Source organism: Sphingobacterium sp. JB170, assembly GCF_900163865.1.
GTDB lineage: Bacteria > Bacteroidota > Bacteroidia > Sphingobacteriales > Sphingobacteriaceae > Sphingobacterium.
In genome coordinates, this window is the sequence record NZ_FUKU01000013.1 from 46,330 (window position 1) to 68,876 (window position 22,547).

The 22,547-nt window shown below is 45.9% G+C and carries 16 protein-coding genes; 7 read left to right on the top strand and 9 right to left on the bottom strand.

All coding sequences use genetic code 11. The features are described 5' to 3' along the window. Window positions 1-6: 6 nt before the first annotated feature. From FM107_RS01610 to FM107_RS01635, 6 genes are all read right to left on the bottom strand, one after another. Window positions 7-969, bottom strand: a complete 963-nt coding sequence (locus tag FM107_RS01610) for a siderophore ABC transporter substrate-binding protein (RefSeq protein ID WP_179204372.1) — start codon at window positions 967-969, stop codon at window positions 7-9. A 41-nt stretch (window positions 970-1,010) separates the two neighbouring features. Continuing rightward, complete coding sequence (locus FM107_RS01615) at window positions 1,011-1,793, bottom strand: ABC transporter ATP-binding protein (RefSeq protein ID WP_086946770.1); 783 nt, start codon at window positions 1,791-1,793, stop codon at window positions 1,011-1,013. Continuing rightward, complete coding sequence (locus tag FM107_RS01620; RefSeq protein ID WP_086946771.1) at window positions 1,766-2,719, bottom strand: iron chelate uptake ABC transporter family permease subunit; 954 nt, start codon at window positions 2,717-2,719, stop codon at window positions 1,766-1,768. The genes FM107_RS01615 and FM107_RS01620 overlap by 28 nt, the downstream gene beginning before the upstream one ends. Beyond that, window positions 2,716-3,687 carry an ABC transporter permease gene (locus FM107_RS01625; RefSeq protein WP_256959287.1) on the bottom strand — a complete coding sequence of 324 codons (972 nt, stop codon included), beginning with the start codon at window positions 3,685-3,687 and terminating at the stop codon, window positions 2,716-2,718. Before FM107_RS01625 ends, FM107_RS01620 begins: the two co-directional genes overlap by 4 nt. A 142-nt stretch (window positions 3,688-3,829) precedes the next feature. Beyond that, on the bottom strand, window positions 3,830-4,879 hold the full coding sequence (locus FM107_RS01630) for a YncE family protein (protein ID WP_086946773.1): 1,050 nt from the start codon (window positions 4,877-4,879) through the stop codon (window positions 3,830-3,832). Further along, window positions 4,851-6,047 carry an alpha/beta hydrolase gene (locus FM107_RS01635; RefSeq protein ID WP_086946774.1) on the bottom strand — a complete coding sequence of 399 codons (1,197 nt, stop codon included), beginning with the start codon at window positions 6,045-6,047 and terminating at the stop codon, window positions 4,851-4,853. The genes FM107_RS01630 and FM107_RS01635 overlap by 29 nt, the downstream gene beginning before the upstream one ends. A 95-nt stretch (window positions 6,048-6,142) precedes the next feature. Here FM107_RS01635 and FM107_RS01640 point away from each other — a divergent pair, with 95 nt between their 5' ends. Further along, complete coding sequence (locus tag FM107_RS01640) at window positions 6,143-8,539, top strand: TonB-dependent receptor plug domain-containing protein (RefSeq protein WP_086946775.1); 2,397 nt, start codon at window positions 6,143-6,145, stop codon at window positions 8,537-8,539. A 27-nt stretch (window positions 8,540-8,566) separates the two neighbouring features. After that, complete coding sequence (locus FM107_RS01645; RefSeq protein WP_086946776.1) at window positions 8,567-9,826, top strand: DUF4374 domain-containing protein; 1,260 nt, start codon at window positions 8,567-8,569, stop codon at window positions 9,824-9,826. Between the two features lie 190 nt (window positions 9,827-10,016). Here the strand turns inward: FM107_RS01645 and FM107_RS01650 are convergent, their stop codons facing one another. Then, window positions 10,017-10,646 carry an NAD(P)H-dependent oxidoreductase gene (locus FM107_RS01650; RefSeq protein WP_086946777.1) on the bottom strand — a complete coding sequence of 210 codons (630 nt, stop codon included), beginning with the start codon at window positions 10,644-10,646 and terminating at the stop codon, window positions 10,017-10,019. 110 nt (window positions 10,647-10,756) lie between these two features. On the opposite strand from FM107_RS01650, the gene FM107_RS01655 reads away from it, so the two are divergent. The 4 genes from FM107_RS01655 to FM107_RS01670 all read left to right on the top strand — a co-directional run bounded on the left by FM107_RS01655 (window position 10,757) and on the right by FM107_RS01670 (window position 18,195). After that, window positions 10,757-11,107: a helix-turn-helix domain-containing protein gene (locus FM107_RS01655; protein ID WP_086947184.1), complete on the top strand. Its 351-nt coding sequence runs from the start codon at window positions 10,757-10,759 to the stop codon at window positions 11,105-11,107. 234 nt (window positions 11,108-11,341) lie between these two features. Further along, window positions 11,342-12,148 (top strand): hypothetical protein, encoded by an 807-nt coding sequence (locus FM107_RS01660; protein ID WP_143559399.1) that lies wholly within the window; start codon window positions 11,342-11,344, stop codon window positions 12,146-12,148. A gap of 1,013 nt (window positions 12,149-13,161) precedes the next feature. Continuing rightward, complete coding sequence (locus FM107_RS01665; protein WP_086946779.1) at window positions 13,162-16,413, top strand: TonB-dependent receptor; 3,252 nt, start codon at window positions 13,162-13,164, stop codon at window positions 16,411-16,413. A 12-nt stretch (window positions 16,414-16,425) separates the two neighbouring features. Beyond that, window positions 16,426-18,195, top strand: coding sequence for a RagB/SusD family nutrient uptake outer membrane protein (locus FM107_RS01670; protein ID WP_086946780.1), 1,770 nt, complete (start codon window positions 16,426-16,428; stop codon window positions 18,193-18,195). A 317-nt stretch (window positions 18,196-18,512) separates the two neighbouring features. Here the strand turns inward: FM107_RS01670 and FM107_RS20135 are convergent, their stop codons facing one another. Continuing rightward, window positions 18,513-18,632: an AAA family ATPase gene (locus FM107_RS20135; RefSeq protein WP_086946781.1), complete on the bottom strand. Its 120-nt coding sequence runs from the start codon at window positions 18,630-18,632 to the stop codon at window positions 18,513-18,515. A gap of 173 nt (window positions 18,633-18,805) precedes the next feature. After that, window positions 18,806-21,247 carry a ThuA domain-containing protein gene (locus FM107_RS01680; protein ID WP_086946782.1) on the bottom strand — a complete coding sequence of 814 codons (2,442 nt, stop codon included), beginning with the start codon at window positions 21,245-21,247 and terminating at the stop codon, window positions 18,806-18,808. A 610-nt stretch (window positions 21,248-21,857) separates the two neighbouring features. Between FM107_RS01680 and FM107_RS01690 the strand changes: the two genes are divergently transcribed. After that, on the top strand, window positions 21,858-22,484 hold the full coding sequence (locus tag FM107_RS01690; RefSeq protein WP_086946784.1) for a response regulator transcription factor: 627 nt from the start codon (window positions 21,858-21,860) through the stop codon (window positions 22,482-22,484). Window positions 22,485-22,547 lie beyond the last annotated feature (63 nt).

Consider the following 22,547-nt stretch of genomic DNA (forward strand, 5'->3'; position numbering starts at 1 on the left):
GGGGTATTATATAAGTTCTAAAATATCGTCCACCATCAGCTCTACCGAGATCAGTCCACCGCCGGAAATAAACCACACGTTGGGATCAAGGTAAAAAACCTTTCCGTTTCTATAAGCGGCAGTCTGCATGACGAGCTTGTTCTCGACCTCCTGCTTGTTGGCCACGCGGCCCAGCACCGCGGCATTCCTGTCGACAATAAAAAGGTAATCAGGATTCGCCTCGGCGATAAACTCCCCGGAGATGCGCTGTCCGTGAACCGACTCGTCATCAAAATCCAGCACCGGCTTGATGCCCAGCACGTCGTGAATAAACCCAAACCGCGACCCTTTACCAAAGGCGCTGAACTTCCCATTGTTATAGATGACAAACATGGCCTTATTTTCATCGCTAGCGTAGCGCGAACGGGCCTGGCTAATTTTTGTTTGGAGTGCTGCAAGCTTTCCCAACGCCAGTTCCTTTTTCCCGTAGATCCGCCCGATGAGCTCCACATTGCGTTGAAACGAAGGCAGGTAGTCCTTCGTGTCTGCGCCGATATATACGGTCGGCGCGATCTCACGTAGCTCCTCATAGAAACGCTCCTGGCGCACAGAAATAAATATAAGCTGCGGCTTTAAAGCCGCTATCGCCTCAAAATCGGGCTCAATGACCGAGCCCACGTCACCAATAGCCGCATCATCGCGCATATCCCCCAAATAATCAGGAAGAAACTTCTTGGGGATACCTAATGGCTTGACGCCTAGCGCGATCATCGTTTCGATGGCACCAATATCAAGGGCCACGGTGCGCTCGGGGTTCAATGGTACGCTAAGCTCGCCAAACTTATGCTGCACGGTAATCAATTCGCTCTCGGCATGAGCGCTGCTATCGCCCTTCGAATTCGAGCTCCCGCTACAGCCCACAAGGCTCATACTAACTACCGCGAGAATCGCTAAGCGGATCGTGAAATAAGTGGATATATTTATTTTCATCTTTTTATTTTTCTTTTTCCAGCAAGTACCCGCTAAAGGCATTACAGATTAAAATAATTACAAATCTTCTTCCCGTTGCGCTCCAAGATATCAAAAGGAATACCGAATATTTCCTGGAGCACCTGCGCATCGATTACTTTGCCTGCGGTATCATCATAGCGAATAACACCATCTTTGAGCGCTATTATACGGTCAGAATACTGCGCCGCGAAATTTATTTCATGTATCACGATCACCACCGTTTTACCTAGCTCATCCACCAAACGCCGCAGCGTCTTCATCACATGCACCGCATGCTTCATGTCCAGGTTATTGAGCGGCTCATCAAGCAGAATATAATCTGTATCCTGGGCGATAATCATCGATATGAAAGCGCGCTGCCGCTGCCCGCCGCTAAGCTCATCAATATAAGCATGCTGCAAGTCCTCGAGCTCAGAAAAAGCGATCGCCTCGCCCACTTTTTCCCAGTCCGCAGCATTCATCCTACCCTTGCTGTAGGGAAAGCGGCCAAAAGATACCAAATCGCGCACCGTAAGCTTCAGCTCCAGGTGGTTGGACTGCTTTAAAATTGATAGCTTTCTTGCCAGCTCACTGCTTTTATAACGTGTGATATCCTTTTCGTAAAAGCTCACCCCACCGCCGTCCTGCTTGAGAAGGCGCGCCATAATCGACAGCAGTGTGCTCTTGCCTGCGCCATTAGGGCCAATCAGCGAAGTGATCTGACGCTCGGCAATGCTTCCGTGGATCCCATCAAGCACCACCTTCGCGCCATAACGCTTGCTTAAATCCGCAAACTTTAAGTGATCTTCTTTCTGCTTATCCATAATAAGTACATAAAATATACGCCGCCAATAAAATTAATAATAATACTCACCGTGGTGGAAAAATCAAGGACATGTTCCACCAGAAACTGTCCGAAAACTAAACACAGACAGGCTACCACGCTACAGATAACGAGCATATAGGCATGCCTTCTGGTGCGAAAAAGTTCGTACGTTAAGTTGCAGACTAAGATACCTAAAAAGATAATCGGCCCGACAAGTGCCGTGGAGACCGAGACCATCAGCGCAACGGCAAGCAGGAAATTGCGTACCATCTTATCATAGTTCACTCCTAAGTTTATCGCGTGTTCCCGCCCCAAAGCCATTACATCCAGGGCACGGCGATGTACGCTTATATAGGCCACCGAAACAGCCATCGTCGCTGCTGCGATCGCCAGCAGCTTGGTATTCATCTTGGCAAATGAAACGAACATGAAGTTCTGCACAACCGAAAACTCATTGGGGTCCAGTAGCACGTGTAAGAACTGGCTGGTGGTCATAAAAAGTGTACCCAACACCATTCCTACAAGCAGCAGGAAATACATGTTACGCTTCCTGCCGGTAAACATCAATAAATATATCGCCAGCGAGAAGCCGAGCATCAAGATTACCGCATACAGGAAGTTTTCCTGCTGTCCGATAACCTGGAACGCCCTATCGCCATATATAAATACGATCAGCGTCTGGAAAAGAACGAATACCGCCTCATAGCCCATCACCGATGGGGTGAGGATCCTGTTTCCGGTGATCGTCTGAAACACAATCGAGGAATAGGCGACACTCACGCCCACCACCAGCATGCTGGCCAGTCGGATGCTCCGCTTATCGATTGCATAGCTACTAGAAAGATCTACATCGTACAGCATAAACAACCCTGTAGCCACCGCCAGCAGCATCAAAAGCATTATAAATTTTGGTAATGGCTTCATCCGCGCGTTTGTTTTTTAAAGATCAACACTAAAAAGATGATGCCCCCAATTATCCCTACAGTCATACCGATAGGCACTTCGTAGGGGTATACCAGCACCCGTCCGATCAGGTCGCAAATGAGCAAAAAAACTGCACCCACATACGCGATAATCGGCAGATTCTTACGCAAGTTATCGCCAAACAGGATGACCACCATATTGGGAATAATTAACCCCAGAAACGGAATTGCGCCGACGGTAATCACCGAGGAGCTTACCACGATAGATACGGTAAAAAGGCCGATACACACCACACCATTGTACGATATACCCAAGTTGCGCGCGAAACTCTCACCCATTCCGGCAATCGTGATGCGCTGGGCAAAAATAGAGATCAACAGCACCGCGGGCAGAATGATATATATCCCCTCATATTGCCCCTGCATGACCGAGGAGAAATCCCCAAGGAGCCACTCCTGCGTATTTTGTACGATACCGTTTTTATACGCGAAGAAGGTTGAAATAGCGCTCAGGATACCGCTGAACATTAACCCCACGAGCGGAATAAAAATCGAGCTGCGAAGTTTGATCTTGCTGATAAACAAGATAAAAACAAAGGAAGTGACAAACGTGAATAGCACCGCGAGCACCATGCGCACCGAGAGCGAAGATTGCGGTAGTACCATTAGCGCCACCAGAATACCCATCTTGGCCGCTTCTAGTGCGCCAGAAGTTGTAGGCGAGACGAACCGGTTTTGAGAAAGCTGCTGCAACACGAACCCCGCAATACTCATACCCGCACCAATAAGTATCAAGGCGACCGTGCGCGGCACCCTGCTGATCACAAACACAAGCAGCTGCTCGCTATCTGTCAATAACTCCCCCGCGCGAATATCTTTAACGCCTGTAAACAGGGACATCCACGACAGCAATAATATACCGATTATGGCACTGCACCACAATAGGTATCTATTTTTTAAGAAGTTCAATATCGCTAATTCTATCTAATTACAACAAGCCCAGCCCACTATAGCAGCGGGCCGGAATTCGTTAAAATTACACATTTTCATTTACTAAGCTGTCCGGCACGCCAAATTTTGCACCTGCGGCAATCGCCTTCCCGGCACAGACTTAGTTTATTTTGGTGATCGTATCTCCGTTCTTATCGATCACAACCGGCTGCCCCTCTACGGGACGTCCACCGCCCGTTTTATTCACCACAAAAGCCTCACCCGTGGCAGGGTTTACCTTTACGTTGTTAGGTTTAGACCCTGTTGCCACGTCCGCCAGCACATGGTAGCCCGTGCCGTCAATAACGGTCGTCGTTCCGGTGCCCCTGTTTGCCGAGTAGATCCGGTTTTTTTGCGGGTCAAAGGCAATACCGATAGCACCATCACCCGTAGCGATACTTTTTATCAGCTTACCTTCTTTATCGAGCACTGTTACCGTACCGGATTTCTGGTTGGTAACAAAGAGGCGATCTTTGCCGTCACTAATAATATTCACGGGGGACTCCCCGCCGGAAGGAAACGATTTTTCTATCTTTTTATTCTTTAGGTCCACCACAGCAATCGAGTTATTACCCATCACCGTAACATATAGCTTGTCCGTACCGTTAAGAAAAGCCATGCCCGTAACCGTCTTACCTAAGTTTCCAATAGCCGCTACATACGTATTGGTTTTTCCGTCGATTACCCAAATATTACTCGGATCACCTACGTCCGTAATATACACCAAATTGTTCTGCTCATCGACAAGAACCTCTCTTGTATGCGACTTATCTGCTCCATTGGTAATTGTAGCAAGCAGCTTACCCGTATTTAAGTCCACAGCGCTAACTGAATTCGTACGTGTATTAGTGGTATAGGCAATACCCGTTTTATTGTTTATGCCTATTCCAAATGGTGGATTTTCCTTCAGGCTGATGCTGTCAACGCGGGACAGATCAGCGGGATCAATCTTATAGATCGCGCCTCCCGGAGCTTTCCGAGAGCCCGCTCCAGTGACATAGATATATCCATCTTTCGCGTTTATAGCGGCCTCATAGATTCCTGTACCCGCAGGGGCCGAGCGCGCTGCTTGTTGTCCCATCGCCGATATCGAAAGGCCTAAAAATGCAGATGCCATCAGCATCGATTTGCCCGAAAAGGCCTTATTTCGTGTTAACCTGTTTAATCTCATAGTTGTATTTTTGTGTTGTTTTAATTTTTCTTTGCCAATAGGTATAGAAGTTTCGGAAAGCTTGTTGCCAGTAAAGCGCGCCATGCTTGCCGTGAAAGTCGATATCCAGGTGCAACTTACCTTTAAAATGCCGCGAGAGCCAGCCGTGGTAATGAGTCAACTCAGCTGCCATATCGAGCCCGTCGAACCCTTGCTGCTTACGTCGTTCGAGCTGTCCGGTATACAGATAAATTTCTTGCTTGCCGCGCGTAGAAGTTTTGCTTGCGTGTACCCCGGATGTATATTGATAAAGCTGTTCGCTATCCATCCATATCGAAGGGGACAGAATGCCTGCCACGCCGAACACCTCGGGGTATTCGAGCGCGCCGTATAGGCTCAAAAGACCTCCCAGCGAGCTGCCAACGATCGCCGTCGTTTGCTCCCCGGCACGGGTGCGGTAGCAGGAATCCACGTGCGGCTTGAGTACTTCGACAATATCTTTTAAGTACTGCCAGCCTTTGGCATCTTGGCCGCTGACCATCATCTCCTTTTCGCGCTGCTGATAGCTCTGCGCGTGGTCAATGGCTACAATAATACTCGGGATCTGCGAAGCGTCAACCGTCTCATCCACCATCCACTCAATCGGTCCTGCCCGGCCCACAGAGGTCGCCTCATCAAAAAGATGCTGTCCATCATGCATATAAATAACCGGGTAATGGCCCCCGCTGGTCTGGTATTCTTTTGGCAGGTATATCCATACGCGGCGCGCAACAGCAAGACTAGGAAAATAAAATTCCTCATCCAGAATATGCACCTGTGCGCTGGCAGTCGAATCAGGAAACAACTCGCGCCAGCTTTCAATGCTCATCTGCACAGAAGTATCGACATCAACATGCACGCTATGCGGCGCGCCGAGGCGTCCACCAGCTTGGCAAGCTAGCCTTCCAAAATCGCCGCGACTCAGCTTCAGCTCAAGCTCCCCGGCCGGCACATCCGAAAGAACAAAGCTACAGCGCTCTCCTTTAGGCGGAATAACGCCGATACAGATATGCTCAGAACGCCAGTTGTTGAAGCTTCCTGCTAAATAAAGCGGCTCGCCCACGAAGTGCTCACTGCTATTTACAATATCAATATTTACCTGAAAAACTGCTTTGGACATATTTGCAACCTCACTAACGCTATTGTTCAACAGCGCTAATTTAGATAGATTCTAAATAAATAACAAGCTTTATTTAATCTAATTATAATTTAAGCTATCTTTGTAGCAAAATAAGACATGATTTAATGGTACGCAAACCGGCTTTTTTATCTTTCTACCTACTTTTACTGTGCACATCGCTAGCTACTGCTCAGCAAGGGACCTGGGTCACCGTGCATATTGAGAATAACAGCACAGGCGAACCAGTAGGTTCCGCCACAGTGCAACTTGGTGAAACTACACGCAGTACCGCGAGTGACGGATCAGCAACATTTGAATCGATCCCTGCCGGACTGCACACCATTAAAGTATCCGCCGTAGGCTTCGTGGAATATACCGACAGCCTAACTAAATATGCCCGCGAAAACCTCCTACTCTCGATCCCGCTTTCGGCACGTGCCGAGCAAATAGAAAGCGTTACGGTCACCGGCAGCTCAGCGAATCAGAAAATAAAACAAGCACCAATTCGTAGCGTCTTTATCGACACGCGCGCCGTATCCAACCAGGCGGTCTCGCTGACCGAACTGATGAACCGGAGCACCGGGATTCGCGTACGTCAGAACGGCGGGATAGGGAGCCGTCCGGAAATATCGGTCAACGGTTTTCAAGGTAAGGCCATAAAATATTTTAAGGACGGAATTCCGATCGATTATCTTGGTGACGGCTATAACTTATCGGCGCTTCCTGTGGAGATGTTCGATCATATGGAGATATACAAAGGGGTGCTTCCTGTTTCCTTAGGTGCCGACGCACTCGGTGGTGCACTAAATTTCGTGAGCGCAAATAAAAACATCAATGCTTTCCAAGGATACTACGAAATAGGCTCCTTCTCCACCCACCGCCTTGGTGTACGAGCAAGCCGGGTGAGCAAAGACCAGAGATGGGGATACGGAGGTGAATTGTACGTTAACTACGCAAAGAATGATTACCAGGCGCTGGTCAGCGTTACCGACCCCCAGACCCGAAACACCTACCCCGAGCGGGTAAACCTTTTTAACAATGCTTATAAACACCTGTTAGCAGAAGCCTACCTAAGCATTAAAAACAGAACCTGGACCGATGAGCTTAAATTCACGCTCACGGGGTTTGGTCTGCTTAAAGAACAGCAACACCCGGCACTAATGACAACGCCGTACGGCGCGCTGCATTCCAAGCAGCATACCATCGCTCCTTCAGTACGTTACAAGCTCAACCTTCTCGATGAAAAACTGCGTATCGACCACTTCAGCTCTTTTAACGTGCTGAAAAGCCAGCGCATTGACACACTAAAAGGCAGCTACGACTGGTTTGGAAACTTCACCCCGCGCGCTACGGTAGGCGAAAGCCGTCTGCCATCGGACTCTCGCGTGGACGAGCGCCAGTGGGTGAATCGCACGAATATAAGTTACCTGCTGAGCCCTTCGAGTAAACTTGAATTTAATCACGTAGCAACCCACGCGAAGCGCAAGGGAGAAGATCCGCTGGGACCGACTCTGCAAGGAACAGACATCGATGTGCTCTCGCTAGCATCCAGCTACAACAAGCAGGTATTCGGCCTATCCTGGGAACAGGCCCTTTTTGGGGATAAACTCGAAAATCAGCTGATGGGGAAATATTACGTATTTAGCTCCTCGGGCTACCAAAACACTTGGTTCTCGACCGATGTCACCGAAAATGACAAGCGATCGGTATCTGGAAACTACTGGGGCATCACCGAAGCCTTAAAATATAATCTCTCGCCCTCAACATTCATTCGTGGGTCGGTCGAATACGCCTACCGCCTGCCCGAGCGCGATGAACTATTTGGTAACAGCGTATTCGTCGTGCCTAATTTCGAGCTTACCCCAGAAAAAAGCTGGAACGTCAATCTCGGGCTCAGCACCAAGTCGGCGCCGAAACTAACAGCAGAAGTGAACGCTTTTTACCGAAACACCGAAGGGCTGATCTTATTGGTTCCCATACAGGCGCCAAATGCGCAGTATCAAAATCAAGAAAATGTGAGGGGCTATGGGCTAGACCTCGATCTTGTGTATCGACTCACGCCAAACTACACAGTAAATGCAAACGCTACCTGGCAAGACCTGCGCCTATTTGGTATTTCCAGCGCGATCGATGCGTGGAAGAACGATGCGCGCCTGAGAAACACGCCCTATTTCTTTGCTAATGCTGGAGCCTCCGGAAAGTATGGCAACGTATTTGCTCAAAACGATAAGCTAAATATATTCGCGAATTATAATTTCACGCGCGAATTCTACCTGGAAACGATCGATAAAGATCTAGAACCCGGAGGATTCCTCGGATTATCAGGAAGTGCGGACCTGAATTCAAGTTTAGTGATTCCCAACCAGCATCTGCTGAGCGCGGGCGCCACGTATAACTTCTCGGGCGAGCACCTCACGTTGGGGGCCGAATGTAAAAACTTATTAAACAAAGATATATACGATTATTACCGTGTGCCACGGCCAGGAAGAAGTTTTCACCTGAAGCTAAGCTACAAACTGTAAATAAATTAAAAACACAAACATAACGATATGAAAGTTAATAAATTAACTGCAACAATTATGGTCGCAGTCGGCCTATTTGCAAGCTGCGTGGAAAACGATAATCCGGTCAACCCGATCGACCCTGATCCGGCCGCTTCGGATAAGTACGTACTAATTACGATGAGTGAACGATCGCTCGAGAAACCAGGATATGCTAGTGCCTTTAATGAGCTTCCCTCGGGAGATGTTGTAAACAACGCTAGTGGTAGCCTCCAGGGGCTTGGTTTTGGCGGCTGGCGTCCCCAAAACAATAGATTATTCAAAATGTTTAATACCTCCGCTGCAGAACTGGGAATAGAGGAGTTGAAAGTAGATGCGGAAGGAACAGTAGCACCCGCAGCTTTTATCAAGACCGATCAAAACACCAACGGGTCAGGAAACTTTGTGATTGCTAGCGAAACGCAAGGATTCTACTTCGATGGCGCAAATCCATTAGACATCCAAACATTTGACCCCACCACCATGTCGCGCACCGGCGAAATAAAACTTGAAGATGCCGTAAACGAACGTGGTGTAGACAACCCGGAAATACTTTTCCGGTCCGTAGGACAGAAATTCCTTGTCGTAAAAGAAGGAAAGCTATATGCTAATATCAGCTACGCAAAGACAGACGGTTCGCAAAAAGGCTTTTGGGATGACTACTTCCCTGAGGTGTATCTCGCTGTAATCGACCTTGAATCGCTTGAATATGAAAGAACAATCAAAATTGAAGACACCGGTTCAATCGCATATATCAACGATAACAATATGTACGACTTTGATGATAACGGTGACCTTTACATTGTAACCCAAGGAATTAGCGCGGTAGGTGGTAAATCGAAGATCGTCCGGATTAAAGCCGGAGAAGATGATATCGATTCCTCTTGGAGTTTAAACATGGACGATATCACAGAGGGCGGAAAATTTGTTTCTGTATTCGCAAAAGAAGGCAAAATCATTACGGTCGTACCTAACACTGTTCTAACAGGCGGTCCTAGCGGAAACATCAACGATGCAGACGTATGGGACTTCTATCAGTTTGATATTGAAAGCAAAGAAAAAACCAAAATTGAAGGCGTGCCCTCGGTAACAAACCCGGGCGCCGCATTCTGCGCGATCGAAATTGACGGTAAAGTACTTTTACGTGTTACGACCAAAGATGGATCAACGAACGGTTACTACGAGCTGGAAGGAACAACTGCAAAACCATTATTTAACGTGACAGCAGGTGGATCCGTATCCGGGCTTTATAAAGTTAGCCAAGAATAAAATAGTCGGAGAAGACACCATTTATCCGTCTCTTTAAGAATCGTCTTCACAATACAATTAAACCGAGCGGCAATGAGTAAGGTAATACAACGCCGCTCGGTTTTACATATCTCACCAAAGCAAATGGCTACGACGATAGTTTAAAAAACTAACAGCGGAACTACGCGCTCGTCCCTAATCGCGCCGGAAATCATCTTATTCTGGTTGCAAACTCTTGCGTCGATATTCTCACCTTTTTTTGCGAAGCTAGGAGGTCCATCTCTTCATCGCGGTAGCCTACGGCAAGAAGCACAACACTTTTGAGGTTTTTCTCTCTCAATCCCAATAATTTGTCAAATTTTTCTGGGTCAAAACCTTCTAACGGCGCAGCATCGATTTTTAAATTTGCCGCCGCAATCAAGCCCGTACCCAATCCAATATAAGCTTGTTTGCTTGACCAGTTAAAATTCTCCTGGTCATTCCGAGCTAAAAGAAAGTCGCAAACCTTAGTTTTAAGATCCACTAAATCCGTTACTGGAATCCCCCTTTCATTGGCTAACAGCTGGATATAGTTTTCTATCGTTTCCTCGCGAATAACATCAAAGGCCGCAAATACAAAAAGGTGCGAAGAATCCGCGATCTGCGAATTAAAGGATCCTATCCCTAACTGCTTTTTTAATGCCTGATTTTCTATAACAAAAAGGCGGTAGGTTTGCATACCAATCGATGATGCGGAAAGATTGATGGCCTCAATCAATGTTTGCAAGTCCTCTTCCGATACACTTTTATTGCTGAACTTCTTAGTTGCATAGCGCCATTTTAGATCGTTTATCAACTCCATGGTGTTTTATATTTTAATAAGTTATGATGCAAAACTACATTAAGCATATTACTTTTTGTACCTTTGTGTCAAAAAGTAACAATAACATTCGAGTAACCAACTTACATAGCATGGAAAACATAAAAACACCATTAGAAGAGTGCGGTCATACCATACTGGCCATTCACGACGTGATGGATCTGCTGAATGGCAAATGGAAAGTCTCCATAATAGCGTGTTTGTGCTTCCGCACGATGCGCTACTCCGAATTATTAAAGGAAGTCCGTGGGGTTTCCGGTAAAATGCTAAGTAGAGATCTAAAGGAACTCGAATCTAACCACCTGATAAAAAGAACGGTACAGGATACGCAGCCTGTAACCGTGGAGTACGCGATAACCGAATACGGTTATACGCTAAAGAAATTGACCTCAACGATCGCAGAATGGGGGCTGGAGCACAGAAAAAAAATCATCAATAGTTAGCTTCATTACCAAGATCATACGGTACCCCGGCGTCGGCACGATTAATGATATGTATTTAACCTATGACTAACAGAAATTATGAAGTGGAACCTGTGTATTTATATATTTGTAACTAGTTTAATATTAATATCAAGTGTTTTTTTATCCTGTGGCGCACAAACGAAAGACTCATTAACGGATACATCTAAGCATATCAAAGAGAAGCAACGGATTCCTCCGCGGCTTACATTTGGAATGGCAAAATCTATCGATTATATCAAGAAAATTGTGGCGTGTGACAGTAACCGATATGAAAAAATAGAAGATTATAATGCGAAATACGGTTTTGAGAAAAGATCTTTCTTTCACCCAAGAGACTCCGTATTATTAACAATCCAGGTTGATTATCCTGCTATTCTTTTTCATAAACAGAACTTCAAGTCAAGTATCGCCTCGAACCAGATGAACGAACGATGGCTGGGGAATGGCGGTTATTTTGGGTATCTCTATCAAGACTCGACTTATCTTAAAGTTTTATCTGGAAACTATACTTATGTAAATGAATTTTACGATATCACATATGATAAGGAGGCGAGACAAATCCGAGAAAGAAACAATGTTGGAGAGGCAAATGAATATAAATTATTGAGTGAACGTGAATTGAAAAAACTCGGTACAGAGATGACCTTTAAGAAGGTGTATTTTCGGTATGAAGGTCTAACAAATGAAGCATATCCGACGAAAAATCTTAGGGCTCTCCAAAAAAAGGTAATCGAAAAATACTTATGGCCCATTACTGATTCAATGGATATGGAAAAAGATAACATTAACATGATTTATAAATACGTGGTGGATTCCAATGGTCAGGTACAAGGCATGTTTACAGAAATATATGACTCGACGACCAAAATCGATCTCGATGCTGTATCGTTTAAACGATTTATAGACGCTTTGCACAGTGAAATTATTGATGTAAAAAAACTCTTCATTCCTGCTGAAAAAAATGGAATTCCGGTTAAATCTCTTTATGTTCAAAATATTGCCCCCAGTAGCAACTTGTAAAATAAATTTCACAACAGGCAATTCAGAATTAGCGGTCAGCAAGTGTACAAGGTAATTAAGAGGGCTTAAACCAGTCTACGAAAGAGTCTAGATTGCTGGTATGTACTATTCAATTTCTATACCTCTGAGGAACATTGCTACAGACTTAAAATCTATAAATTTCTGCTTCCACGAAAATCAAAGAGCAAGCTTCGGAAAACATCGATTTTTATTCGAATTCATTTTCCAAAATTCAAGCATTAGAGATTTTAGAAAAAAATAATGCGGGACTTCCGCTAAAAGGCTTAAGGCCACATCCACCAAAAAATTGCAACGTTTGCAAGAAGTTGGCTTGTACTTTCAACCTAATAGGTAAAGATCAGACAGATATCATCTCATACGATCGACCTTTTTAAGGTTTTTCGAAATTAAACCTTTCACGAGAACTAATTTTAAGCCCATAAATGAGTTAGCAATCCTTCATTTTGCACTCAATTCGAATGGTTTGATATTTAATTTTCTTGTTTTCCTCACGTTCAGCCATCTTAATGCACGTCAGCTACGAAATAACACCTCTTGCAGGTATCATGCTATACTATTCCCTTTTTACTGTTTGAAAAACTAATACAATACGGTAAAAGTTGCTAACAGAAATCGCGCTTTTCTAAATTAACGCAATCGTTTGTGTTTTACTTATAGTTGAAACTGCCACACATAAGGTAAATAAAGTAGCGATTCACGAAAGACGCACGCGTCTCCCATTTGCGGTTGCAAAATCGTTTGCATATTTTCCCTTAAATTTTGCAATCACTCGTTTCACTAAACGATATCAACTAAACTACGACATGAACCGTTTCAATTATCAAAACCCTCCATAAAACAGGGGATGTTCACGCATTCAGCAAATCCTCACGCAAACGCCCATATTGGGACAAAGAATGCCAACAACAGCAAACCTAATCACTAACAACTAACAATCAGAATAGAATTTATCTTCGTATTTGCGTAGACCATTTTATTCCAACAGACTAAGTATGAAAAAGAACGCATTTATAATTGCGGCGAGGCCCCTAAACATGCTGGGACTTTGCCTACTGCTCAGCGCGCAACATGCGGCAGCCGACGTCCCCATGCCCTTAACGGATATTGTGCCAGTAACCGTGCAGCAAAACATCACGGGTACCATCACTGACCAAAATGGAGAGTCCATCACCGGTGCAACAATCGCTATTCAAGGCACCTCGACAGCCACGTCCTCGGACGTATCGGGAAATTTCAGTATCAAAGCATCGCCAGGAGACATTTTAGCCGTAAGCTTCCTCGGATTTATGCCTCAGCAGATCACCCTTGGCAATCAAAAAGTAATCGATATCACCTTGCAAAGTGATGAAAGCGCGATCGAAGAAGTCGTAGTTGTGGGATACGGAACACAGCGCAAAGGGAGCATCACTGGAGCCATCACCACCGTAAAAGCCGATGATTTAAAAGATATTCCTACATCGAACCTTTCGAACACTCTTGCCGGTAGAGCGCCGGGCGTAAATGTGACGAACACCTCGGGAATGTCGGGGGCCTCCTCGAGCGTACGTATGCGTGGTAGTTTTGCGGAGCCGCTCTACGTGATCGATGGAATCGTGCGCGACAAAGCAGCATTTGATGCCCTGGAAGCCAACGAAGTCGATCAAATGAGCTTCCTGAAAGATGCCGCCGCCGCGGCCGTATATGGAACGCGCGCGGGGAACGGTGTTGTGGTAGTAACAACCAGGAAAGGTATCGCACAAGCGCCCGTTTTTAATGTGCAGAGCAACTATACTTTCAACGCACCCACTCAAACGCTTCTTGCTGATCTCACGACAGCAACGGACGAACTGGTTTACCAAAACCGTGTCGCTGAATTTCAAGGCCTGCCCCTCCCCAATAGTGAAGACGAGTTTGCCTACTTTGAAAACAGAAACTATAATGCCAACGACGTCATCTGGAAGAACCCCTTTAGCCACCGCCAGTCGGTAAGCGTAAATGGAGGGGGCGATAATATCACTTATTATGCCTTGGTGAGCTACCGCGGGGAGAGCGGATCCTATGAGTCACTAGACCATGAAAAGTTTAATATCCGCTCGAACGTATCGGCGAAAATATCAGAAGCATTCAGCATCGATCTAAACATATCGGCCAACCAGCAGAACTCCAACCGTTTTTTCTGGCCTTTTAGTACTTCGGCAGATGATGATGATTTCGATGTTTCAGATTTCTACCGCGTGACTTTCAACTGGCCGAAAATGTATCCTTTCTATACCGACGCTTCAGGCAACCCGACAAGCGAGATCACACCCTATCCGGTCCAGACGCCGATGGGAACCTGGCAGGCATGGAACGTGATTGATCAGGTGAACGGTGACCGCTATATCGACCGTAAAGTTCGTCAGGTGAATCCTATCCTCTCGCTAAATCTCAAGCTTGATAAACTCATTCCGGGTCTATCTACAAAACTTGTCGGTAGCTACATTGCCCAAGATTACCTGCGTAAACGTTACATGAGCTTCCAGAAGAATTACACGTTCCAGTCGCTCGACCCCGAAGGAAACCGTTTCGTGCCTGCGCCTCCCGACGAGGATAAGGTCAACATCTTTACCTTCGGGCAGTCCCAGCCCTTCATGGACTACAACACCCAGCGAAATTGGGAGTACCAGCTGAACTGGTTTTTGAACTATTCGAAAACATTCGGCAAGCATAACATTGACGCCACCTTCGTACTTGAGCAGTGGAAAAATGGGCTGACCGATATTACTTCCCGCGGAGAAAATCCCATCACGGGACTCGATCAGTTTTTCGTTTACCCTACCGACCGTAACTTCCGTGAAACAAATGGTTTTGAAGAGGTCGACGCCCGGCAAGCGATCGTAGGCCGCGCGAACTACAACTACGCCGACAAATATATCGCGGAGTTTTCCTTTCGTTATGACGGAACTGTTTTGTTCCCCGAGGAGAAACGTTGGGGATTTTTCCCTTCGGTGTCTGCCGCATGGCGCATTTCCGAGGAAGATTTCTTTTCCGATCTAAAGAGTACGGTGAGCGACTTAAAAATCCGCGCTTCATACGGCACAACCGGTAACTTCCTCGACGAACTGGCCGATCCTATTGGCGCGTTCACCTACGCCGAAAAGTACGGTACCACCGATGGTTTTATCTTTGGTGACCGTTACTACAACGGATTAGAATACGGAGATACACCAAATCCTTTTGTTACTTGGACCACCTCGAAAAGTTACAATGCCGGTCTAGACTTTGCCTTTCTGAATGGGAAACTCTCCGGAGCACTCGACATTTTCAAGCGTGATGAAACAGATATCTTGGCTAGCCGTACCATTACCCTTCCAGACACCTACGGACGGACACTCGCCAAAGAAAACTATGCAGCACGTAGCTACCGCGGAGGCGAACTTAGCTTAAACTGGTCCGACCAGATTGGTCAGGTATCCTACGGCGTGGCAGCAAACATCGGTTACGCAGTCGACCGCTGGGACATTTACGACGAAGAGCCCGCATGGAGTCCGGAAGGTAATCAGCATTTCCGCTCCCGTGTGGGGCAGCCACACAACCGCCTAACCGGCTTGATAGCGAACGACCTCGTTCGTACCCAAGAACAACTCGACGAGCTGACCGCAGCAGGTTTTACCACCTACGGGCGTGATCCCTACCTAGGGATGATACTCTACAAAGATATCCGGGGCGCGGACTACGCCGATGGACCTGATGGCAAGATTGATGAAAATGATGAAGATTTGCTTTCGGTGGATAACTCACCGCGATACAATTATGGCCTTGCATTAAATGCAAGTTGGAAAGGCATTTCAGTGTCCGCGCTTTTGCAAGGTGTATTAAATTATGACCGGATGATAAGCAACCTCGAAGGAGGTGGAATGCGCCAGCATGGTAGCACCTTCCGTCCTTACTACCCTATTTGGGCCGACGATGTGTGGACAAAAGACAATCCCGATGCGAAATATCCCGCTGTGGTCGGTAAAAATTGGGCCGAATCAGGAAGCATGCCTTCATCCTTCTGGATCCGTAACGGTGGCTATATGCGCCTGCGCGATCTGAACATATCCTACGCCCTACCGAGTGCATGGACCGAGCAGATCAAACTCAAAAATGTTAACGTTTTCTTTAACGGATCGAATCTCTTCGTGCTCTCGCCAATGACCGAATTTCACGATCCCGAACAGCTAAACTATGACTCCTATCCAGTCATGAAAACATTCACTCTAGGCTTAGACGTTAAATTTTAAAAAAAGCAAGTCATGAAAAAATCAATATATATTCTATTAGCTTCGCTCCTTGCACTGCAAGCATGCAAGTCGGAGCTGGAAATCGACGACCTGCAGTCGCTCGACGAAGAGCAGGTATGGAACGATCCGAATCTGGTAAACGCATACCTAGCAAACCTTTATGCTATTTTCGAGAACTGGGATTCTGGGGCCGATGAGTTCAGCGAGCAATTAGTCAACCTAACTTTCACAAGCAACTTTGTCACAATCGCGAACCAAAACTTCAAATCCTGGGATTATATCCAGATTCGCAAAATTAACACAGCGATTGAGAAAGTAGCTACGAGCACCGCTCTGAGCGATCAGGAGAAAAACAACGTTACCGGACAAGCCTTATTTATGCGTGCATACGCCTACTTCGATATGGTTAAACACCACGGGGGCGTCCCTTATATCACCGCGACCCAAGACCTGGAGTCCGATGAGCTCTCCGTCCCACGGAATAGTACAAAAGAAAGCTTCGAGATGATCGTAAAAGATCTTGACCAAGCAATCTCTTTATTACCAAAGACCATCGATAAAAGCTCGGACGACTATGGACGTATTGACGGGAACTTCGCCACAGCGTTCAAAGCCAAAGTACTTTTATACAAAGCATCCCCGCAATTTAACCCGTCCAACCCTTATGGTAATGCCTACTGGACAGAGGCCAATATGGCAAACAAAGCAGCCTATGAGCAGCTCAAAGCAGAGGGATACGCGTTAACACCAGACTACGCAAACATTACACTCAATGAAAAAGGGCCTGAAGTAGTATTTGCGGTAATCAACTCCTACCCGAATAAAGTAGCCGATTGGGACAACGGAATACGTCCTGGATCAGAGAGTCGCGGTGCCGCAAATGCGGTTCCAAACTGGGATTTCCTTAAAGCTTTTCCGATGAAAGACGGGAGGCTTTATAACGATCCTAAAAGTGTCTACCATAAAAGTGAGGAAGCTTTTTTGCAAAACTACTGGAAAGATCGGGACCCGCGGTTTGAAAAATCCGTCGTCTGGAACGGTAAGCTATATGAGGTATCGGGGAAAGCAGGCAAACGTCAATACACCGCTTTAGGCCTTGCCGACGCATTAGACGATTTTGGTATTAATCCCAAAGCCAGTGTTAGCTCAACGAACCTATCACGTTATAGCGGGTTTTTTATCCTTAAAAACAGTAAACTATCTCTTAAACAAACCGAAGTACAAACGCAGTACGACGTCGACTTTGTGCTTATGCGATTTGCCGAGGTGATGCTAAATTATGCTGAAACAGCGAACGAAACCGGTGACGGGGCGACAGCGATCGACATGCTAAAACAAATCCGTGAACGGGCCGGAATAGAACCGGGAGCGGATGGCCTTTACGGTATCGACGCTTCCAGCCGGACGGCAATTCGCGAGGCGATCCTTGCCGAGCGGAATATCGAATTTTGCTTTGAGGGGCATCGTTTTTGGGATTTGCGCCGGCTGCGTAAATTAGAGCTTCTGGACGGCAGCACCAAACATGGAGTTGAATCTATCGCTATTAATGCTAATGGAACGGACATGAGCTTATCCTCGGCCAAATCATTAGCCGACGATTATAAGCTAGTCGAGGATCAGTTCCGTTATAGTATTCTTCAAGTACCAAACACGGGCGAGAAAATAAGCCGGGTACCGGAAACCTATTATTTCTTCCCTATTCAACAATCGGTACTCGATAAGAGTCCGTCTGTAAAACAAAACAATAATTGGGGAGGCGACTTTAATCCGGCAATGGACTAATTAGTCATTTTTTAACAAGCATATGGCCCACCTTTCGCAAAAAGTACAATGGCGAGGGGTGGGTTTATTGTATAAATGACGCTGAGTAGCGGTATAAAAGACGATCAGAAAGGGTTATTGCGAATAGTTAAAAACATTGTGCATACATAAACGTACAGTAGGTTACACAAACGAACTTCATTCATTGTTATTAATAAGCAGCGTATTTATTGGATTGACCTGCAGACCGGTTGCAATTTGTATCCCGGCAATGATACGCTGAACCTCAAAATCAGCATCAAATAGACTCTTCACAATCGCGTTAAGTTCTAGATTGACTATACCACTTGGTCATAAGCTTGCGCTCCAAATTCCTTCATTAACCAGGTTTTACCGACCTGCCTGGCCCCTCTGATAATAAGTGGTTTTCGGTTTCTTGCCTTCTTCCAAGACTGCAAATATGATTAGGCTAGTCGCTCCATGTTACAAATACACGTACATACTTCTGGAACACCCAACACTTTTACGTACGAACTTATGGTTAAATAAACACTTTTATGTACGATCTTTTTGCGAAACTCACAATTATCTGCACGAACTTACCTAGCAACATGTATTAACTCGCCATAAATTACTGCGACAATATCCACTTAACCATCTCTTCTACATCACTTTGCTCAAGCCCTGGGTGTGCAGCCATCGCGACCTCTCCCCAATTGCCGCTACCGCCACCCCTAATCTTTTTCACGAGTAGATCCGTTGCATCCTTATCATTCCTGTAGCGTTCAGCAACAGCTTGATAGGTTGGGCCAACAGATTTCGTATCTAATGAATGACATGACTTACAGTCCGAGGCAGCAATTAAGCTCTCGCCCTTTGGCATTGTTCCTTGTTGGTGGCCCATAGTAGTTCCCGCCGCGCCGTTTGCATCAGGAACCTTTGCGCCGCCATTTTGCCCTGCAGCTTCCGAATATTCAACCCAAGAAAGACCCGAGTCTTTATTCTTACTAAACCAGCCACTACCATACTCCAAAACATAGATCTTGCCATCTGGACCAACCTCCATGTCAATCGGAGAATTAAATTTTATATGGGGAATAAAAGGCTCCATCTTATTGAAATCTCCATTGGGGAACATAGATACGGCCTTTACCCAGCCCCGGATCCAGTCGTATATGATGAGTTTGCCATCGTAATACTCGGGATACCGTGTTTCACTCGGAAAAAGTTTGCTGTCATAGACCGGTCCGGTCATCGCGTTACGGCCACCAGAACCTACTTGCGGGAAATCAGGCGATGCGCCATAAGGATACCAGATAAAGGCCGGTGTTGCTGCCGGAAGCTCCGTTAGGCCTGTGTTATTTGGTGAATTGTTGACCGGTCTTGCTGCATCGTACGGCTCGCCACTTTTACCCGTTTGGTAATCATAGGGATAATAGGCGTAGTTGTTTGCAACAAAGAATGGCCAGCCAAAGAACCCCGCTTCACGCGCTTGATTTACCTCATCATACCCTTTAGGGCCACGGTTCTCACCGTCTTCGTTCGCATCAGGACCTACATCTCCCCAATACAAATACCCTGTCTTCTTGTCGATAGAAATACGGTATGGATTCCTGCTTCCCATCACGTAGATCTCCGGTCTTGTGTTTTCTTGCCCAGCAGCAAAAAGGTTCCCTTGAGGAATATCGTATGAACCGTCCTGGTTAATTTTTATACGTAGAACCTTTCCACGCAGGTCATTCGTGTTACCTGCGCTACGCGAAGCATCATACTGTTCGTGACCTTTACGTAAATCGCGCGGTGAATACCCTTTATTCACAAACGCCTCGCCCGGCTCATCAAACGGGGTGGAGTTATCTCCGGTAGAAAGGAACAGCGTGTTGTCCTTCCCGAAGGCAAGGGATCCACCCGTATGGCAGCAAATATCACGCTGCGAATAAAATTCAAGGATCACCTTCTCGGAAGACAGGTCTAACTTGTTATTCTCAAAAACAAAGCGCGAAAGTCTATTCACTGAAGTGTCTTTTGGGCTATAGAAGGTATATATGTAATTATTCTCTGCAAAATTCGGATCCACCGTCAGCCCCATGAAGCCCTCCTCGGCGTTTACATTTGGCTCCTGGGTTTCGTGGTAGACATCCAAGAAACCTACCTGCGTGACAGTGCGAGCCTGTTTATTAAACAGCATCAACTCACCACGCCGTTGAGCAACTAAAATATCCAAATTCGGAAGAATTGTCATTTCGGTAGGCTCATAAAATTCGCCTTCAGCAACAGTCACTTTCTGGAATCCTTCGGAGGCAGGAACCCGCAATGTGGTGGCTTTGCTGTAATCCAGTTCAAGATTATCCCCAATAGCGTACTCGATACCTGCTGCTAGATGCGCAAGGAACGTCTCATCGGAATAATTCGATCCCTGACCACCGATGCTCGTATAGAATGACCTCCCGCCATCGTAAGGGTGATACCACGAAATAGGCGTCTGATTCACCGAAGCCTTGAAAACCTCTTCCCCCACACTGAGTAGCACGTTGACTTGGTCGTTAAAATCCGTAAATGTATGCCAGTCGTCCGCAATAACCCACCCTTGTGGCACTACTTCGCTTGCAGAGTGCTTTGTATCATTAACGATGATTGTCCCCTCTTTTACTTCCGAAGAATCCGCCGCATAAGTTCCCCCCACAAGGCGACCATACCAGCGCCAGTCTATTTCCGTGCTAGCGGCTGAGTGTATACCGACGAAACCTCCCCCGGCATTAATGTACCGCTGAAAGTCCGCCTCCTGATAATTATCTAAGGCATCACCCACCGTATTTAAAAAGATGACCGCCGCATAATTTTGCAATGAATCCTCCATAAACAAATCGGCACTTGAGGTTGTATCTACCAAGAAATCATTCTGCCGCCCTAATTTTTGAAGCGACGCAAATGCTGCAGCTCTATCGCTAGCAAATGTGCTGTCATTGCTATATACTAAAACGCGCGGCGTGCCGGAACGTTTATTTTGACAAGAAATAACGACCGCAACAAGAAGAAGCAGCGCAAAAAAGGTGGACAGACTCGGTTTATTCATTTTAAATGTATTTTAAAAATAGGTTTAGAAGCTAAATTTGCGAATATATTTTCAATACTGCGGCATCTGGCGCAAAAATATTACATTCTACGTGCCAACCCGCATATCTTCCTACGGCAGCTTCGGCAAGAAATGCGGTCGCCAAACAAGGACATGTTGGTACCCTGTTCGCTTCGTTCGCCGCATTTCAAGAACAACGGTTTTTAAAACAACAAAACAAAATCGAGCGACAAGCCGTTCTACAACTAAATGAAAAGGCCTACAATATTGAAATGGATGACAAAGCGCCAGTACTGGTCATTTCGGTGGTTCTTTCTGTACCCCCTAGCGATCATCCTCTTGGGACGATTAATAATTTGGGGAGTTCTGCTTTTTGGATAGATCAAAAAAACTATCAATGAGCTGAATGGCGTATTCCATTTGGTATTGTAAACAATTTTCAACAAATTGTAACCGGAATTTACTATATGCTGATAATCCGATTTTAATTCCGAAAACGACACTTTTCCAAGTAAAAACACGCGAAACAGTTCCGAATTCGCACCCTTATTAGATAGTATAATGAGGAAATAAACCATCATATTGAATTATTTCAATATACCCGAATGTTATGAAAGAATTAATTACAGTGGGAATCATCGACAAAGATGAACAAGTACGGATCGCTATTAAACGCTTAATAGGTGAGTACAACTCCACGAATCAAAAGTTGACAATAGAAATTCTCTTTGACCGGCCATCATTGAGCACCTCAAAAATCCGGCAGTCACCAGCGCCTGATATCCTAATTCTGGATGTCGACGACCAGGACTTAAGAGCCCTCGAGCCAATAAAAAGAGTGTACCCTGAAATTGATCTGGTAATCCTCACCAATAACGATGAGATCAAAATGGTCCGTCGCTGTTTCCGTAACGGCGCAGTAAGTTACCTCTCCAAACAAAGCTGTCTGTCCGTCCTGGTAAATACGATTATAAATACTCCTCACGGCGCGTCCTATATCAGTCCAAAAATCTCTAGGGCACTAATAAATCAATTACGGGATTCTTATAAATACGAAACCATGCTCACCGCAAGGGAGTTACAGATCGCTAACGGCATCGTTGAGGGGATGAGCTACAAGATGATAGCGCACCGCCATGAGCTATCCTTAGACACGGTGCGCACTTACGTAAAGCGCGTATACCGCAAACTAAAAATTAACAGCAAAGGTGAGTTAATTGCTCAATTAGCAGTTTAACAGGACAATCGATTACATAAACATGTGACATGCAATATTTCATTATACCTATCCTTTAGAAGA

Excerpts from the sequence above, each read along its gene's own strand:
- FM107_RS01610 (WP_179204372.1), bottom strand. The coding sequence starts at position 969 with ATGAAAATAAATATATCCACTTATTTCACGATCCGCTTAGCGATTCTC.
- FM107_RS01615 (WP_086946770.1), bottom strand. The coding sequence starts at position 1,793 with ATGGATAAGCAGAAAGAAGATCACTTAAAGTTTGCGGATTTAAGCAAG.
- FM107_RS01620 (WP_086946771.1), bottom strand. The coding sequence starts at position 2,719 with ATGAAGCCATTACCAAAATTTATAATGCTTTTGATGCTGCTGGCGGTG.
- FM107_RS01630 (WP_086946773.1), bottom strand. The coding sequence starts at position 4,879 with ATGAGATTAAACAGGTTAACACGAAATAAGGCCTTTTCGGGCAAATCG.
- FM107_RS01640 (WP_086946775.1), top strand. The coding sequence starts at position 6,143 with ATGGTACGCAAACCGGCTTTTTTATCTTTCTACCTACTTTTACTGTGC.
- FM107_RS01645 (WP_086946776.1), top strand. The coding sequence starts at position 8,567 with ATGAAAGTTAATAAATTAACTGCAACAATTATGGTCGCAGTCGGCCTA.
- FM107_RS01650 (WP_086946777.1), bottom strand. The coding sequence starts at position 10,646 with ATGGAGTTGATAAACGATCTAAAATGGCGCTATGCAACTAAGAAGTTC.
- FM107_RS01655 (WP_086947184.1), top strand. The coding sequence starts at position 10,757 with ATGGAAAACATAAAAACACCATTAGAAGAGTGCGGTCATACCATACTG.
- FM107_RS01660 (WP_143559399.1), top strand. The coding sequence starts at position 11,342 with ATGGCAAAATCTATCGATTATATCAAGAAAATTGTGGCGTGTGACAGT.
- FM107_RS01665 (WP_086946779.1), top strand. The coding sequence starts at position 13,162 with ATGAAAAAGAACGCATTTATAATTGCGGCGAGGCCCCTAAACATGCTG.
- FM107_RS01670 (WP_086946780.1), top strand. The coding sequence starts at position 16,426 with ATGAAAAAATCAATATATATTCTATTAGCTTCGCTCCTTGCACTGCAA.
- FM107_RS01680 (WP_086946782.1), bottom strand. The coding sequence starts at position 21,247 with ATGAATAAACCGAGTCTGTCCACCTTTTTTGCGCTGCTTCTTCTTGTT.
- FM107_RS01690 (WP_086946784.1), top strand. The coding sequence starts at position 21,858 with ATGAAAGAATTAATTACAGTGGGAATCATCGACAAAGATGAACAAGTA.